Source organism: Paenibacillus kribbensis (genome assembly GCF_001705305.1).
Taxonomy (GTDB): domain Bacteria; phylum Bacillota; class Bacilli; order Paenibacillales; family Paenibacillaceae; genus Paenibacillus; species Paenibacillus kribbensis_B.
Window position 1 is genome coordinate 236,525 of the sequence record NZ_MCBP01000003.1, and the last position, 14,344, is coordinate 250,868.

General features: G+C 45.8%; 14 protein-coding genes and 1 other annotated feature. Of the genes, 4 read left to right on the plus strand and 10 right to left on the minus strand.

Going from position 1 to position 14,344, the window contains the following annotated elements:
• Positions 1-61 precede the first annotated feature (61 nt).
• Positions 62-319 (minus strand): YqkE family protein, encoded by a 258-nt coding sequence (locus BAZ21_RS07005; RefSeq protein ID WP_068498447.1) that lies wholly within the window; start codon positions 317-319, stop codon positions 62-64.
• A gap of 131 nt (positions 320-450) precedes the next feature.
• On the opposite strand from BAZ21_RS07005, the gene BAZ21_RS07010 reads away from it, so the two are divergent.
• Entirely contained in the window at positions 451-1,686 is a 1,236-nt protein-coding gene (locus BAZ21_RS07010) for an MFS transporter (protein WP_068498449.1), read from the plus strand.
• A gap of 145 nt (positions 1,687-1,831) precedes the next feature.
• The gene (locus tag BAZ21_RS07015) at positions 1,832-2,059 is read left to right on the plus strand and encodes an aspartyl-phosphate phosphatase Spo0E family protein (RefSeq protein WP_068498450.1); all 228 of its coding nucleotides are present in this window, start codon (positions 1,832-1,834) and stop codon (positions 2,057-2,059) included.
• A gap of 12 nt (positions 2,060-2,071) precedes the next feature.
• Here the strand turns inward: BAZ21_RS07015 and BAZ21_RS07020 are convergent, their stop codons facing one another.
• Positions 2,072-2,974: a DMT family transporter gene (locus BAZ21_RS07020; protein ID WP_068498452.1), complete on the minus strand. Its 903-nt coding sequence runs from the start codon at positions 2,972-2,974 to the stop codon at positions 2,072-2,074.
• A gap of 160 nt (positions 2,975-3,134) precedes the next feature.
• Between BAZ21_RS07020 and BAZ21_RS07025 the strand changes: the two genes are divergently transcribed.
• The gene (locus BAZ21_RS07025) at positions 3,135-3,986 is read left to right on the plus strand and encodes a TrmB family transcriptional regulator (RefSeq protein ID WP_068498454.1); all 852 of its coding nucleotides are present in this window, start codon (positions 3,135-3,137) and stop codon (positions 3,984-3,986) included.
• A gap of 98 nt (positions 3,987-4,084) precedes the next feature.
• On the opposite strand, the gene BAZ21_RS07030 is transcribed toward BAZ21_RS07025, so the two are convergent.
• The 4 genes from BAZ21_RS07030 to BAZ21_RS07045 all read right to left on the minus strand — a co-directional run bounded on the left by BAZ21_RS07030 (position 4,085) and on the right by BAZ21_RS07045 (position 8,003).
• On the minus strand, positions 4,085-5,704 hold the full coding sequence (locus BAZ21_RS07030; RefSeq protein ID WP_068498457.1) for a DUF1593 domain-containing protein: 1,620 nt from the start codon (positions 5,702-5,704) through the stop codon (positions 4,085-4,087).
• A gap of 239 nt (positions 5,705-5,943) precedes the next feature.
• Positions 5,944-7,026 (minus strand): bifunctional 3-deoxy-7-phosphoheptulonate synthase/chorismate mutase, encoded by a 1,083-nt coding sequence (locus BAZ21_RS07035; protein ID WP_068498458.1) that lies wholly within the window; start codon positions 7,024-7,026, stop codon positions 5,944-5,946.
• Positions 7,027-7,079: 53 nt separating this feature from the next.
• Positions 7,080-7,353: a binding site (T-box leader), on the minus strand.
• A gap of 189 nt (positions 7,354-7,542) precedes the next feature.
• A complete protein-coding gene (locus BAZ21_RS07040) occupies positions 7,543-7,722 on the minus strand; it encodes a hypothetical protein (protein ID WP_068498460.1) in 180 nt (59 codons plus the stop codon).
• 44 nt (positions 7,723-7,766) lie between these two features.
• Complete coding sequence (locus BAZ21_RS07045) at positions 7,767-8,003, minus strand: hypothetical protein (RefSeq protein ID WP_068498462.1); 237 nt, start codon at positions 8,001-8,003, stop codon at positions 7,767-7,769.
• Between the two features lie 312 nt (positions 8,004-8,315).
• Between BAZ21_RS07045 and BAZ21_RS07050 the strand changes: the two genes are divergently transcribed.
• Complete coding sequence (locus BAZ21_RS07050) at positions 8,316-10,205, plus strand: sensor histidine kinase (protein WP_068498464.1); 1,890 nt, start codon at positions 8,316-8,318, stop codon at positions 10,203-10,205.
• 113 nt (positions 10,206-10,318) lie between these two features.
• Here BAZ21_RS07050 and BAZ21_RS07055 read toward each other — a convergent pair whose 3' ends face one another.
• The 4 genes from BAZ21_RS07055 to BAZ21_RS07070 all read right to left on the minus strand — a co-directional run bounded on the left by BAZ21_RS07055 (position 10,319) and on the right by BAZ21_RS07070 (position 14,045).
• The gene (locus BAZ21_RS07055; RefSeq protein ID WP_068498467.1) at positions 10,319-10,555 is read right to left on the minus strand and encodes an NHLP leader peptide family RiPP precursor; all 237 of its coding nucleotides are present in this window, start codon (positions 10,553-10,555) and stop codon (positions 10,319-10,321) included.
• A 75-nt stretch (positions 10,556-10,630) separates the two neighbouring features.
• Positions 10,631-11,566, minus strand: a complete 936-nt coding sequence (locus BAZ21_RS07060; RefSeq protein WP_068498469.1) for a class 1 isoprenoid biosynthesis enzyme — start codon at positions 11,564-11,566, stop codon at positions 10,631-10,633.
• A gap of 237 nt (positions 11,567-11,803) precedes the next feature.
• Positions 11,804-12,874 carry a polysaccharide deacetylase family protein gene (locus BAZ21_RS07065; RefSeq protein ID WP_068498470.1) on the minus strand — a complete coding sequence of 357 codons (1,071 nt, stop codon included), beginning with the start codon at positions 12,872-12,874 and terminating at the stop codon, positions 11,804-11,806.
• Between the two features lie 85 nt (positions 12,875-12,959).
• The gene (locus BAZ21_RS07070; RefSeq protein WP_068498472.1) at positions 12,960-14,045 is read right to left on the minus strand and encodes a glycoside hydrolase family 11 protein; all 1,086 of its coding nucleotides are present in this window, start codon (positions 14,043-14,045) and stop codon (positions 12,960-12,962) included.
• Positions 14,046-14,344 lie beyond the last annotated feature (299 nt).

Consider the following 14,344-nt stretch of genomic DNA (forward strand, 5'->3'; position numbering starts at 1 on the left):
TCGTGACTGGCTGTAGTTCACATAGAGCGTAAAGATAGGCCAAAACCGCGATGGTTTTGGCTTATTTGTATTTGTGCCAGTCCAAATCACTGTTATTCAGCAAATGCTCAAAGTTGTTGTCCAGCTTCTTCTGCTCTGCCTTTTTGGCTTCGAGGGCACGTTGTCGTTCGTCTTCCTTGCGTTTGTCCTGCTCTGCCTGGGCTTCATTGGCCTGAGCCTTAAGCTTATTCAGCACATCTTGGCTCAGCAGATCCTTTAACGTAGCAGGTTTATCCTGAACCGCTGGAGCGGGAATCGACGAATTTCTCTTTTTAGCCATGTCATCATCTCCATTCCTTTTGATTATATCAGCTTCTTCGTGGTTGTTCCATGCTTGGAGAACGAGGCTTGCAGTAGACTTTTCTAATGGAGAGGGTAATAATGGTATGAGCAGAAGGGACGTGTGGCAGCATGTATCATCTATATTGGAAGCGAAACCTGGTTATTTTGTGGATTGGGGTATTGTTTTGCAGCATGGCCTATTCGGTATCCATTCCGTTTTTACCTATTTTTTTGAATACGGAAATGGGCGTCAATGATCATTTGGAGCTGTGGTCGGGGATTGCCTTTGGAATCACTTTTTTAGCCAGTGCGCTCATTGCACCGTTTTGGGGCTCGCTTGCAGATAAGTATGGACGCAAGCCGATGCTGATTCGTTCCGGCTTTAGTCTGGCGGTATTGTACCTGATATGTGCTTTTGTGACAGACCCCTATGTGTTCGTAGGAGTACGTCTGTTTCAGGGCCTTCTCTCCGGGTTTATTCCTGCAGCCATCGCACTGGTTGGTACGGGATCGCCCGAGGACAAAACGGGGTATGCACTTGGCATTATGGCGACCGCCGGGGCAACCGGCAGCATTATAGGCCCGCTGATTGGCGGGGTGGTAAGTCATTATTATGGTAATCGAAATGCCTTTTTGTTCTCTGCGGCGCTGGTGCTGATCTCTGCGTTAATCGCGACCTTTGGTACCAGAGAGGACAGCTTTAAGAAAACGGACACCCGCTCGCATGTCCGTGACGATATCAAGGAAGCTATGGCTAATCGACCATTGTACTTCTTGCTTATTCTGGCCGGACTGAGTACCTTCTCCGTCATGATCTTGGAGCCGCTCATTACGGTGTACGTGCTTGAGATGGGAGTTGTTCGCAGCCAGGCGTCTTTAAGCTCGGGGATTGTATTCTCAGCCGTAGGCATTGCGGCCGTGCTCATGGCTCCGCGATGGGGGCGAATCGGCGGACGGATCGGTTTTGCACAAGTGCTGCTGATCGGACTGATTGGTTCTGGAATCGGGAACATTTTGCAATTTTTTGTAACCAACTTTTTTGGCTTTGGTGCGCTTCGCTTTGGGTACGGCTTGTTTTATGCGTCCGTCATCCCGGCGATCAATGCGATGACAGTGGAGGTCACCAAGCCGGAATTCCGCGGACGTGCCTTTAGCTTGAATCAATCGGCTACACAGCTGGCGACGATGGCAGCTCCGCTGGTTGGTGGCTTGCTCGGCAGCTGGATGCCGATTCGCTGGATTTTTGTGCTGAACGGTGGCATGCTGCTGGTTGTGGCGCTGCTGCTATGGGCGAAAGGAAAAGAAGTTTTCACAGCTTCAGCTTCCCATAAGGCAACGGATGGGGATGTCCATTCTGCTGGATAGGTGCTGGAATATCTAATTCATTTTACAGATCTGCTCTCAAAGCAGGTCTTTTTTTGTGCTAATAGATATTTAATCCCAAACTTTTACTTTTAGTAAACTTATTCATAACCCTCTAAACTGATGATATGACAAGGAGGGATATATTATGATAAGAGACGACATTTTACGTCAAAAACTGGAGAAAGCTCGTCAAAAGCTGTATGTTTTACAAGCAGAACATGGCTTCGGCCATGCCAGTGTGCTTAGACAGTCTGTAATTCTGGATAACCTCATCAATCAATATAACCGCCATTTTTATATAAAAGAAAAAAAGCCGACTGCACCAATGCAATCGGCTGAGCGAGAAACCTTTAATGAAGTCCTAAGTTCTTAGCATTTGGCAGCTTTATTTGCTGTTCGTTTGATGTGCACTTAGCAGGACACCGATAATGACGACTATACCGCCAATGATTTGGCGCCATGTAATCGTCTCCTGCAATAATAACACAGAGAATAGCACTCCAAATATCGGGACCAAATTCATCAAAGAAACGGAGCTGCTCGGTGACAGCTTGATTAAGCCATAGTTGTACAGCAAAAATGCAATAACAGAGCAGAAAACACCCAGATATATTAACAAAGTTAATGATACCGTTGTCGGAGCTTGCCAACGATCTTTTTCCAATAGAGCCAGTGGTATGAAAAAGATACTGCCTGCAACGGTTTGATAAAAAGATAACGTCACGGGCGGGTATTTGTCCACAACCCTGCGCGTCATGAAAGTATAAAAGGCCCATGCAAAACCTGTTCCAATCAATATCAAATTCCCAATTAGTTGATTTTGTCCATCCGAACTTTCCCCTACCGAGGTCAAGAAATATACCCCTATCATGGCCAGTGCAATGCCACAGACTTTATATTTGGATATTTTCACTTTATATATAATAAGTTCAAGCAGCGATGTAATCGCGGGATATGACGCAACAATTAATGCTGCATTGGAAGCGGTAGTCAGGCTAACCCCTATATTCTCCATAGAGAAATAAAGAGTGATTCCCAACACACCACTAAATGAAATCGTAGCCAAATCCTTTGGCTTCACTTTGACATATTCTTTTTTGATAAGTAAAACGATACCTAGCACAATGGAAGCTATGATAAATCTGGACAGACCCAATGTAAGAGGGGGGAAAGTAGTATAGGCTGCTTTCGTGGCAATAAACGACGTACTCCAGATCAGCAGGGCCAGAATCGTAGAACCGTAGTAGATTCGGCTGCTTGGGCTGTGGTTAGCGATGACCTTGTTCAAGTGAAAATCCTCCCTGAGATAACCTCTTGTGGAATAAAAAAAATAGTAGCTACTAAGGTAACTACTATAATGACTACTATTAAAAAGATAGTGTGTATACCGGATTTTGTCAAGGGGAAATGATATAGTAAGGATGAACATGAATTGAGGAGAATCCGTCATGAAACCAAAATCCAATATATTAGACATTCTGCGTGATCTGAATTTTAGTGAATATGAAGCCAAAGCTTATGTGACCTTACTGGAGAGCTCCCCACTTTCGGGGTATGCCGTTTCATTGAATTCCGGAGTACCGAGATCCAAAATTTATGAGGTTTTGTCAGGAATGGTCAACCGCGGGGATATCATCGTAAGTCAAGAAAATACGCCTCTGTATGTGCCGCTCCCGCCGCATGAATTGATTGCCCAAAGAAAACGCAGAGCAGAGCAGATTTTCAATGTGGCGCAAGAGAGCCTTGAGCAGTACACAGCATCGTTTCAAAACAGAGAGAACATTTGGAATATCTCAGGTTATGAAGCCATTATCAATCGCATAAATGAAGGGGTAAAGCGGGCCAAACACCGGATATTGCTGGAAATTTGGAAAGAGGATGCCGAGGTGTTCAGGGATGCCCTTGAGCAAGCCGCCCAACAGGGAATTGAGGTTATTATTGTAGCGTATGGGGAACTTAACTTTGATTTCGCTAACGTTTACCATCATGATATGAGTGAGGAGATTACGTCTGAAATTGGCGGTCGGTGGATTGTACTCAGCGTAGACGACCGGGAGGTTGTAGCTGGTATACTTTCGCTCGGTGACGATAGCCGCGCTGCATGGACATTGCATCCTGGCCTTGTGATGCCGATTACGGAAGTAATTATTCATGATATTTATATCATGGAAATATTGCATGAGTTCCGTGAAGAGCTGGAGGCCAAGTTCGGCCCTAATCTGATCCATCTTCGCAATAAATTCGCCATGGGCCCGAATGGTAAAGGCTATTATGTTCCTATGACTGAAAAAAAGTCCTGAACGTGCAGTGGATGCCCCCGGGATGATACGATATGCATAAATAAAAGGCTCATGGAGTGTTGTACTTCCATGAGCCTTTGTATTGAATGTTTTGTCTGTTATTTTACAGTTACAATCACACGTTGATAATGTTTTAAAGTGTGTTTTCCATTGTCCTGCACTTCTGCAATGATATGAATCGTATTTCCTGATTTCGCATCTGCAGGAACGGTGAAACTCACGGTATTCGTGTCACTGCCTTGCAAGTCAATGGTGTTTACCTTTTCGCCCTTCGCTACTTCTTGATGAAGTCCGAGCTGCATATTACCCAGCATTTCAGGTTTAACCGGTGCTGGTTTTACTTTAGAGTCTTCATACGTATCTGCTTCAAAGTATCTCCACCATTTATAGGTTAATTGATCCCCATCTGGATCGGAGCCTTCCGAATGCAACGTAATTTTTTCCCCTGGACTCGCAGTGAGATTCAATCCTTCTTTAACAGTCAACGTTGGATTATGGTTGGCACCTTTGTAGTCGGATGCAATCGCCCAATCCGCACGAGCAGCAAAGTCATTTTGAATATCATCAAACCAACGCATCAGAGAGTATTCTGCTTCGAATCTTTTCGTGTATACATCATAATCCAACACAGTATTTCTAAATAATTTATCGTTAACGACACCAAAGCGGCCTCCCCAGCCTCCATAGGTTGGATTTTCCATACTCCGCAAGCCGTTATCAATCAGATAGAAGAAGGACGGAGAATCCCCTTCCGAAATAAAGTCATACTTGTCGTATTGAGGATTTTTCTTCAAGTAGGCCTCAGTGCCTCTTTGTTCTGCATCCAATTCACCTTTGATGATATTTCCATCACCCATCAAAGCGTACATACTCAGCAGCTTGCCGTGACCATCTTTGATATTTTTGAAATTCCATTCTCCATGCAGCTTGCTGTTTACTTCTTCTGTATGCATTTTCCATGCATAGGCGAAATGCCAGAAGTTGGATTGATCATTGATAATTCTAATGTCAGGCCAATTTTTTGCAATGTATTTGTTGTAGCTGTCGTCTTGGTCCAAAATGATATACAGCACGAGCTTATCACTTACTTTTTTTCGAATCGTTTCCCATTGATCTGTATTTTTATATTGGTCTTCAATGGATTTTAGTGCTCTGGCTGTGGTATTGGTTCCACCCCAAGTTTGCACGTACAAATCTCTTTTGTCATTGTCCAGGAAAAGTGTTTTAAGGAAATTGGAGCCTTCCGTTTCCTTGTCCATTTCACCTTTATTTGAAATGTTGCCTATCTTGGTAACGCTCTTAAGGTATTCAGGTTTTGGGTACCCCTCGGCATGCTTGATTAAGTTGGGGTAGATTTCTCCGTAGGCATTAATCATATCCGTTACCCATTGTGTTCCGGTCCATCTAAATGGCTTGATGCCGGCCTTTTCGTCACCCGCATAATGATATACAGAGCTGGTCAGTACGATTCCGGACAAGTCCATTTCATTGGAATAGAGAAGGAAGCGAATCACAGAGTTCATGTCATCTACTTCTCCATCGGTAGTGATAACGGTTCTGGCCTTGGCCACTTTGTTTTCTGCTTTTTCCGTTTGTTTTTCTGGCGGAGCAGCGCTTTCATTCTTGACAGCAGCGGGAGCCTTTCCACTACAACCACTGATGATCAAAATACATATCATAGCTAACAAAAAAGCGCTTAACCCTTTTCTTTTTTTCATTTCTGTTCTGTTCCCCTCTCTGAACGTTTCCAGGATATTTTAGGATTATAACCATGCCGGCATCCTTTTTATTCATGATTTAGGATATAAAAAAAACCTAAATATATATACGCATCCATACAAATGGTGCATACATATATCTAGGTTTTGCCTGCATAATCAGTCACAATCCTGTTTAGATTCTACAACACAATTCGAGAAAATGAAAGCGATTTATGAAGCTTTGCACAAAAATCGTTTTATGCTTTGAACAAACCGGATTCTTTTACTTCCGACATGAATGTATGGAACTCAGGAATGTTCAGCTGTTGCTGAGCATCGGACAGAGCGACTGCCGGGTTCGGATGAACCTCCACCATGATACCGTCAGCTCCAGCAGCCAGTGCGGCTTTGGCACAAGGGGCCAAGATGTCCTTACGTCCTGTGGAGTGAGTCACGTCAACCAGCACAGGCAGATGGCTTTCCTTTTTCAAAATCGGTACAGCGGAAATGTCCAGCGTGTTGCGGGTCCATTTTTCATACGTACGAATACCGCGCTCAATCAGCATGACTTGTGTGTTGCCACGAGAAACGATGTATTCCGCGGCATGAAGGAATTCTTCCATGGTTGCAGCCAGTCCGCGCTTGAGCAGAACCGGAGTTCTCGTTTCACCCGCAGCCTTGAGCAGCTCAAAGTTATGCATGTTGCGCGCACCGATTTGAATGATGTCGATGTATTGGACGGCTTCCTCCAAATGTCTTGGATCGACGATTTCACTGATCGTCGCCAGCCCGAATTCGTCGCCTACGCGTTTGAGAATTTGCAGACCTTCAACGCCCAGCCCTTGGAAATCGTACGGGGACGTGCGCGGTTTGAACGCACCACCGCGAAGAATCGGTACACCTGCCTCTTTGAGAGCCGCTCCCACTTCGCGAGTTTGCTGGTAGCTTTCCACCGAGCATGGACCTGCAACCATGATGGAGGCCTTGCCGCCCACCAATGTGTCTTTGACCTTAATGACCGTGCTGTCCGGCTGATTTTTCCGGCTGACGATCAGATGCTTTTTATGCTCTTCTTTTTGATAGTTCAGCGAAGCCTTGAAAATATTTTTGAACAGCTGGCGAATCGTAGCATCGTCAAAAGGTCCACGGTTAGCCGCGATCAGCTTGTCGAGCATTTGTTGCTCACGCACCGGATCAAAGTCAGGTACCCCTTGTGCTTCCTTTAATTTTCCAAGTTGTCCCGCCAGTTCAGCGCGTTGGGACAGCAGCTCCAGCAATTGCAGGTTTGTAGCATCGAGCTGTTCCCGCAGCAGCTCCAAAGAATTTTCATTGTTCGACATACAGTACACCCTTCCCGAATAAAATTTGTTTTTAACACAAAAAGGCACTCGTCGCAAGGGACGAATGCCGTGGTACCACCCTAATTACAGAAGTATACATACGAGTCGTCAACGTCAATTCAGTTGACGGCAGTAACTTCTGAGCTTAATGCCCGTAACGGGGGCTTCCGGAAACCTCTAATGCAGACAAAGGAATGAATCCTTCTATCGGTTCAAGGCTCGACTCGGGAGTGAATTTCAACGCGGGATTACGGTACGCTCTCAGCAATTCGTACCTTTCTGTGGGAATCCGGTTAGACGTCTACTTGTCTCCGTCCATGTCTTTGTTCATGGTATTCAAAAGATTTACCTTATTTTAAACAAAGTAGGTGCAGAAGGCAAGCCCTGATTATCCGGTTCAGTTTTCGCCCTGTTATGAATCGGTTATAATGTGGACAGCAACGGGAATCCCTTGCTTCTGCATACCTGCGTCGTTACTATACGGAACAAGCCTGCGGTATGGAATGAGATTCTGCCTTAATCTCTGGGCACAGGCTTTGCCGATGCGACTCCTCGAGGGTTGTTTTCGGCAAAATCCCGCATGGAATCATCTGTAGTCGGCTTGTCCGAAGACCTGCGGTCGTCCTCTTCCACAGGATTTAATGCTTTGTAACGTTTGTATGCCATATCGGCCTGAGACATCGGATCTTTATACATAGGGATCAGTCGACTCCTTTCAGTTCATACATGTTATTACCTCGTCACCCTTCATCCTCATCCCCGTCAGTGCCGTTCAGCAAATCCGTCCCATGCAGGAATTCGACAGGAGCGGAAGGGTCGACAGGGCTGTCCGGTGTCAGTTCATCGGCATTAGGAACGTCTTCCAATGGGGTATCCGGTTCTTCGATCAGATTTTCCCAGTTGATTTCCGCATTTTGCAGGGAGGGCTCAAAATCATGGTCATGCAGCTCGGTTGTGCGATCGTCACGTTTGGCCATGTGCTCAGCTCCTTTACTTTGATTGCTTATTTCGACCTTACCCAAACAGCAGAATGGCTAAACCTTGAGTTTAGTGTGTCTGTCAGAGGTTAAAATCATGCGAATAGGGATATGCTCAATCTCTTTAACCGTTTTTTTCGTAACCGCTGTGATATGATAAAGAGGATAGGGAGAAATATATATGAGGATACCCCTTCTCTTGAAGAAGGTATGCACATCATCTTATAGAATAATATTATTTCAGGACGTTTAAAAAATGTAAAAATGCATACAAATTTGTAAATCCTACTTTGTAACTTTGAGGTGCTTAATATGAGGCATGTGCCCAAAGCTGTCGCCGCCCTGCTAGCGGTCATAGTGATGCTGTTGTCGCTGGGCCACCCCGCCTATGCGGCGAAGACGACCCCGGAAAGAGAATATGAGATACCCTCGTGGGATATGAGATGGGGAGCGGAAGGGGAGGATGGATCTTTAGATGAAGTAAGGGATTCTAGCAAGACCTGGATGCATATTCAGGACGATTCACAGTTGCCCAAGCAACCCGGCAATATCGGCTCCGCCTGGATTCGTATTCAGCTGCCATCGCTATATGATGAAACGCCGGCGGTGCTTTTTGAAAATATCTATGGCCGACATATTACGCTGTATAAGGATGGCATCAATTTTTACGAATCCTACCGTGGGTACAACTATGAAAACAACCGTATTCTGATTCCGCTGAAACCGGAAGATAGCGGTAAAACATTATACATATGGACGGAAAGCAGCCGGAATAGACTGGGTATTATCGGAAATGTGATCACTGGCGATTATCGTGACTTGCTCGGAACTTTGGTCAGAATGGATGTTTTGGATATCGTACTAGGCAGTACGTTCATTTTTATTGCTCTGGTGCTGCTGATCTGCTCGTTCTTTCTGTTTCGTCCGAGTATGGCCATGTGGCTGTCTCTCAGCGCGATTGTACTGTCCATTGGTCTGATGATTGTGACGTATTCGCCTTTTCTATACACGTTCTATCGCAGCTTTGGCAAGCTGTATTTACAGCTCTTTGATGTGGGAATGTTCATTTTGTTGCCTTCATTAGCGTACTTCTTTGAACAAAATATCAGTTCGATTCTACTGATTCGCAAGTTTCGAAAGGTGTTAACTGCTTACTCCCTGTTCTGCTTCACCATGATGATTGTGAATTTGGGTGCACAGGAGCGGTTAAACGATGTATATTATTTTTTAAGTGTAACCGTTCTGTACGTATTGCTCGTGGCTTTGCTTGCACTGCTGGTGTTTGCTTCGGTTCGTAGGGCGCTTAAGGGGGATTACGAAGCGATTATTTTATCGATAGGCTTTGCTTTTTTCGCAGTCATTTCCGTTGGTGAGCTGACCTGGTTCTTTATCCGGGAAGGACACTATAATATGTTTCTGTGGAAATGGGGCGTGTTCGGCTTTGTGCTGGCGTTGATTGCGATTTTGGGCAGAAGGCTGGCAGAAAAACATAAGCAGGTGGTTCGCTATTCCAGAGAGCTGGAGATGTTCAATAATGAGCTTCAACGTTCGGAGAAAATGGAGATCATCAGCGATCTGGCTGCATCTGTAGCGCATGAGGTACGCAACCCTCTTCAAGTTACCCGCGGATTTCTTCAGTTGATGAGCAAGCAGGAGGATGGCAAAAACAAAGATTATCTGCATATCGCGCTGGAGGAGCTGGATCGGGCTTCCGCGATTATTACCGACTTTCTAACCTTTGCCAAGCCAGAATTTGAACAAACCAAAACACTGACTATACTGGACGAATTCAAGCATATTGAAGGAATTATTAGTCCGATGGCTAATTTGCAAGGCGGTAAAATTACGCTGGATATTCCCCAGGAAATCAAAGTACGCGGGAACTCCTCCAAGTTCAAGCAGGCGTTCATCAATATCATCAAAAACAGCATTGAAGCGCTGCGAGATCAGGGTCATATTCAGATATGGGCATATGTAGACAATGGAGAAGCTGTCATTCATATTCGGGATAATGGTGAAGGAATGGATGCTCAGACCTTATCCAGACTAGGTGAGCCTTATTTTTCGAATAAGACAAAAGGCACAGGTTTGGGGATGATGGTGACCTTTCGGATTATTGAAACGATGAATGGCAAAATATCTTTCACAAGTGCAAAAGGGGTGGGAACAGAAGCGACCATCCGCTTCCCCGTAGCCGGATAATATCCGGCTTTTTGCGTTCGGAGAAAACGGAAGTAAGCTTGCTGGACCCACCCGCTTGTAATGAAGGCCTCTTGTTATTAAGAACTAGGGTACAAATGTACTACAAAAGCCGTTTACCACATCGAGCGAGGTTTCTGGGATGCAGCGAGCACGCCAGAAGGGGCTGGAGGGATGACCAGATAAAACTGATCAGATGTTTCCTCTAACGTTTTGATTTGGATATGATCGGGGATCACGACTCCTAACACATCACGGATTGCAGATTTGGGATCTGTCATTAGTTTTTCTCTGAAACTGGCATCCTCCCAAGCTTTTTGAATGACTTGTGTTTGAAGAACTTCAGTAGCCATCAAAAATCACCCTCTCATTCAATTGGTTATATTTACCTAGTCAGTATACCACGAAAGACTCATCAAAATCTAGCATTACTTCATATTTTTGGAGAGCCAAAAATCGAGTCCGCCTCTTCTCAAATGCGAGCGCCCGCTTTCTATTTCTGTGGCTGCTGCGCCCAGTTCCTCCGCAATGGAACGTGCGAACATACGCAGGTCTGGGACGGAAGGCTCCATAGATTCCAACTGCTGGACTGCCTGATCAGCAATACCTGCATAACTGGCAAGTATGCCGCGTACATAAATCGCCTCCTGAATCTTTTCTGGACTCAAGCCTTCACGATAAACCGTCTTTTGTTCGGCACTGATATGAGATAATAGGCAATTGTAGCTATTTTCCTCCCAGTCTTCCGCCCAATCTGCCCAATCATCTGACATTTGGAGTACAAGCAGTGCCGTATCCGTCATATTTGTAATGACCTCGATTAGGTCGGCACGGCCTGCAAGCAGCAAAGCGCCCGTCCCGGCCATTTTTAGCGGGCTTGCTTTCAAAGCCACCTGAAGTCGTTTCCCTTGAAAATAGTCCTCTGTCCCCTCGGATGTCACACTAACGGCCCATTCATCGACATACGTCCTGGAATGTAACCAAAAAGGGGAGGACGCGGGAAAAAGGTCCCGATAAATGCTTAGACATTCGGTATAAAATAGCTGGCTTAAGGCGAGTTGTGTTTTACGGTTGTCTGCTGCTGTGTCCATCACATCATCCTGAATTAAATAGTGAGCCATGACAAACACGTTGCCAAGCGAGAGCTTTCGGCATATTTCGGGAGCCAGCCCGGTAATTTCTTGCAGCCAAAAGGGAAGCAAGTAGCATATGTAGTTCCGTGTGCTGTCTTCCCGCAATGGGTTAAAACGGGCCAGATAGTCCAGGCCCTGATGCTGAAACGGAGCAGGGAACGTAGCTGTTCGCTCCTCCGCTTGACGAAACACGTCCTCTAATTCCTGTTTGTATGCAAAATACCATTCCATCGCTATCACCTGCATCTCTTATGAATATATTTATAGCGATTTCTAGTTGTTACCCGCCATTGTATAACAGATTGCGATTTTGCAAGATTTTGTTATTTTTACATTGCCGTCAGCTATCACTCATGCCGGGGATACCGACAAAAATCCCGGCAGGGAACATCCCGCCGGGATTTTGTTTGAAAAAACGATCAGAAATCAAATCAACAACTCAAAAGGATCATCTACCGCTTCGGGATTTTAGTTGATCTCCAAATAATCAATGTAAACATCCCATGTCCCGTTATCGGCTGTTACAACGAGCTCAATCTCTTGATTTCCGGTTCCATGGCTGACATTGTTTAGGGTATAGACCGCAGGATTGCTCCCGCCGAAGTAGAAGGTCCCTTTTGTCACTCCGCCGATTTTTAAGTCGACTCTGGCCATGTTGGAGTTGTTCGAAGCACCACGGAGTGAAAAACTATGGGTGCCGCTCTCGAAATTCTGCGTATATTTCACCAAATCATTGTTGGCGTATAAAGCGACTCCGTTGAACGGCGAACTGATATTCCCGGTGTACTGACCGCCTTTGGTCATATTCTCGGCTTCCATTTTCGTACCTGTGCTTGGCGTACCACCGCTTCCGCCGTCAGGCGCGACCGCCCGGCCGGTGCTTGGCGAGATCATGCCAGAGCAAAGGCCCCGGCTCTTGAGGTTCTGCGCGATCTGCGGGATCGCTTGGAGCGTAGTCTGATACTGGTCATGCATCAGGATCACGTCGCCGTTTTGCAGCCTGCCCGCAGCGGCTACGATCTGGGCGGTGGTGGCGCCGTTCCAGTCCTGGGAGTCAACGTTCCACAGCACTTCGGTAAGACCGTTTTGGGTCTCGATGGACTTCAAGGTCGCGTTGGTCTCGCCGTACGGCGGACGGAACAACTTCGGTGCCGTGCCGGTAATGGATTGCAGCGTTTGTTGCGTGCGTGTAATTTCCGATGACATCTGTGAGGTGCTCAGTTGAGTCATATGTGGATGTGACCATGAATGGTTGCCGATCCACATGCCTGCTGCCTGCTGATCGCGTACGAGCGACGGGTAATTCTGCGCATTCTGTCCAACGTTGAAGAGCGTCGCTCGCAAGCCATTTTGCTTCAGTGTGTTAAGCAGCGTTGTGGTGTTGTAGGAATTCGGACCATCGTCGAAGGTTAATGCTACATAGCCGTTTGAACAATCGGCTGCAAGCGCCTCGTCGTCGAAAATCACCAACGAGCCCATGAACAAAGACATGATGAGCGACCCGATCACCGCCCATTTTCCTGCTTTAGCCATAAACATGGTTCTACCTCCCAGCAATTTTGAATAGCTAGTATGGTTGTTCAAGTCACTCCGAACCGCTTCACTCTCTACTAGATTAGGTATTTTAGTTGATCTCCAGATAATCAATGTAAGCATCCCATGTCCCGTTATCGGCTGTTACAACGAGCTCAATCTCTTGATTTCCGGTTCCATGGCTGACATTGTTTAGGGTATAGACCGCAGGATTGCTCCCGCCGAAGTAGAAGGTGCCCTTTGTCTGTCCACCGATTTTTAAGTCAACTCTGGCCATGTTGGAGTTGTTTGAAGCACCACGGAGTGAAAAACTATGGGTGCCGCTAGAGAAATTCTGCGTATATTTCACCAAATCATTGTTGGCATATAAAGCGACTCCGTTGAACGGCGAACTGATATTTCCGGTGTACTGACCGCCTTTGGTCATACTCTCGGCTTCCACTTTCGTACCTGTGCTTGGAGGAGGAGTAGTTCCGCCGCCGGAGCTGCCGCCGATCGTAATTGTATTACTAGTCACAGTAGCACTCCCACTGCTTTGATATCCCTCTACCGTAAGCGAAGTTTCATACATCTTACCCATTGTCATTCCTAAGCTCTCCCACTTCTTGAAGTGTTCGCTAACAGATATGGTTCCGCTCGTGCGCTTCGACGTCCGGACACTCCAATACTGCTTAAAAGTTGCAGTGCCTTTAATCGAAGGTTGATCGACTCGAATAGTCTCATATATGTCATATGTCCCGCCGTCAACGGTAATCGTGCCCTTTGACGTTGCTCCGGGCGGACGCCAGCTGCCCCAGCTATCGACGATGTAATATTCTACGAGCGGGTCAACCGTCCACCCATAGACACATAAATACGAATTGCCATTTGGCTGGTAGTTGGCACTGTAGTTTACGGATATGTTTCCAATTTGCTGGTGTGTCTGGGTCTCGTTGAATTTCTTGCCTTTACGGAATAACGCATTTCCGATGTTACTCCACTGGGCACTGAACGTGCCACCACTATTGAGAGTCATACTTGTGGTCCCGGAATCCTTCCACAACTCATAGTAGTAGCCGTCTTGGGTGCCACTTTGATTTGAGGTGATCGTTGTTGCCGCCTGTGCGGTTACTGCTGGTAATGTAAGCGAAAAACAAATTAAAATCGCCAAAAATAACCTCATTCTTTTTTGTTTCATTTGATATTCCTCCTTTTTGGTTCATTTGCATTTAGTCTGACTATGATGCTGTGCAGCCCGTAGTAAGCTTAATACATCATTTACTTCCATAAATTGAATTGTAATCGATTACGAAAAATATTTTACCATAGATTCCTTAATATTTAACCTGCAAAAAATAAAGATATACTGTAGAAAGTTTAGGTTATTTAATTCCTGCTCACTCTTCATGATCAGGAGCCCAAGGTAAAAAGGAGCCAGAGTAGATTGAAGGATGGATGTAACAGGCGTGAAAACGAATAAAAATAGCGGAAAGAGAA

Excerpts from the sequence above, each read along its gene's own strand:
- BAZ21_RS07005 (WP_068498447.1), bottom strand. The coding sequence starts at position 319 with ATGGCTAAAAAGAGAAATTCGTCGATTCCCGCTCCAGCGGTTCAGGAT.
- BAZ21_RS07010 (WP_068498449.1), top strand. The coding sequence starts at position 451 with ATGTATCATCTATATTGGAAGCGAAACCTGGTTATTTTGTGGATTGGG.
- BAZ21_RS07015 (WP_068498450.1), top strand. The coding sequence starts at position 1,832 with ATGATAAGAGACGACATTTTACGTCAAAAACTGGAGAAAGCTCGTCAA.
- BAZ21_RS07025 (WP_068498454.1), top strand. The coding sequence starts at position 3,135 with ATGAAACCAAAATCCAATATATTAGACATTCTGCGTGATCTGAATTTT.
- BAZ21_RS07030 (WP_068498457.1), bottom strand. The coding sequence starts at position 5,704 with ATGAAAAAAAGAAAAGGGTTAAGCGCTTTTTTGTTAGCTATGATATGT.
- BAZ21_RS07035 (WP_068498458.1), bottom strand. The coding sequence starts at position 7,026 with ATGTCGAACAATGAAAATTCTTTGGAGCTGCTGCGGGAACAGCTCGAT.
- BAZ21_RS07040 (WP_068498460.1), bottom strand. The coding sequence starts at position 7,722 with ATGTATAAAGATCCGATGTCTCAGGCCGATATGGCATACAAACGTTAC.
- BAZ21_RS07045 (WP_068498462.1), bottom strand. The coding sequence starts at position 8,003 with ATGGCCAAACGTGACGATCGCACAACCGAGCTGCATGACCATGATTTT.
- BAZ21_RS07050 (WP_068498464.1), top strand. The coding sequence starts at position 8,316 with ATGAGGCATGTGCCCAAAGCTGTCGCCGCCCTGCTAGCGGTCATAGTG.
- BAZ21_RS07055 (WP_068498467.1), bottom strand. The coding sequence starts at position 10,555 with ATGGCTACTGAAGTTCTTCAAACACAAGTCATTCAAAAAGCTTGGGAG.
- BAZ21_RS07060 (WP_068498469.1), bottom strand. The coding sequence starts at position 11,566 with ATGGAATGGTATTTTGCATACAAACAGGAATTAGAGGACGTGTTTCGT.
- BAZ21_RS07065 (WP_068498470.1), bottom strand. The coding sequence starts at position 12,874 with ATGTTTATGGCTAAAGCAGGAAAATGGGCGGTGATCGGGTCGCTCATC.
- BAZ21_RS07070 (WP_068498472.1), bottom strand. The coding sequence starts at position 14,045 with ATGAAACAAAAAAGAATGAGGTTATTTTTGGCGATTTTAATTTGTTTT.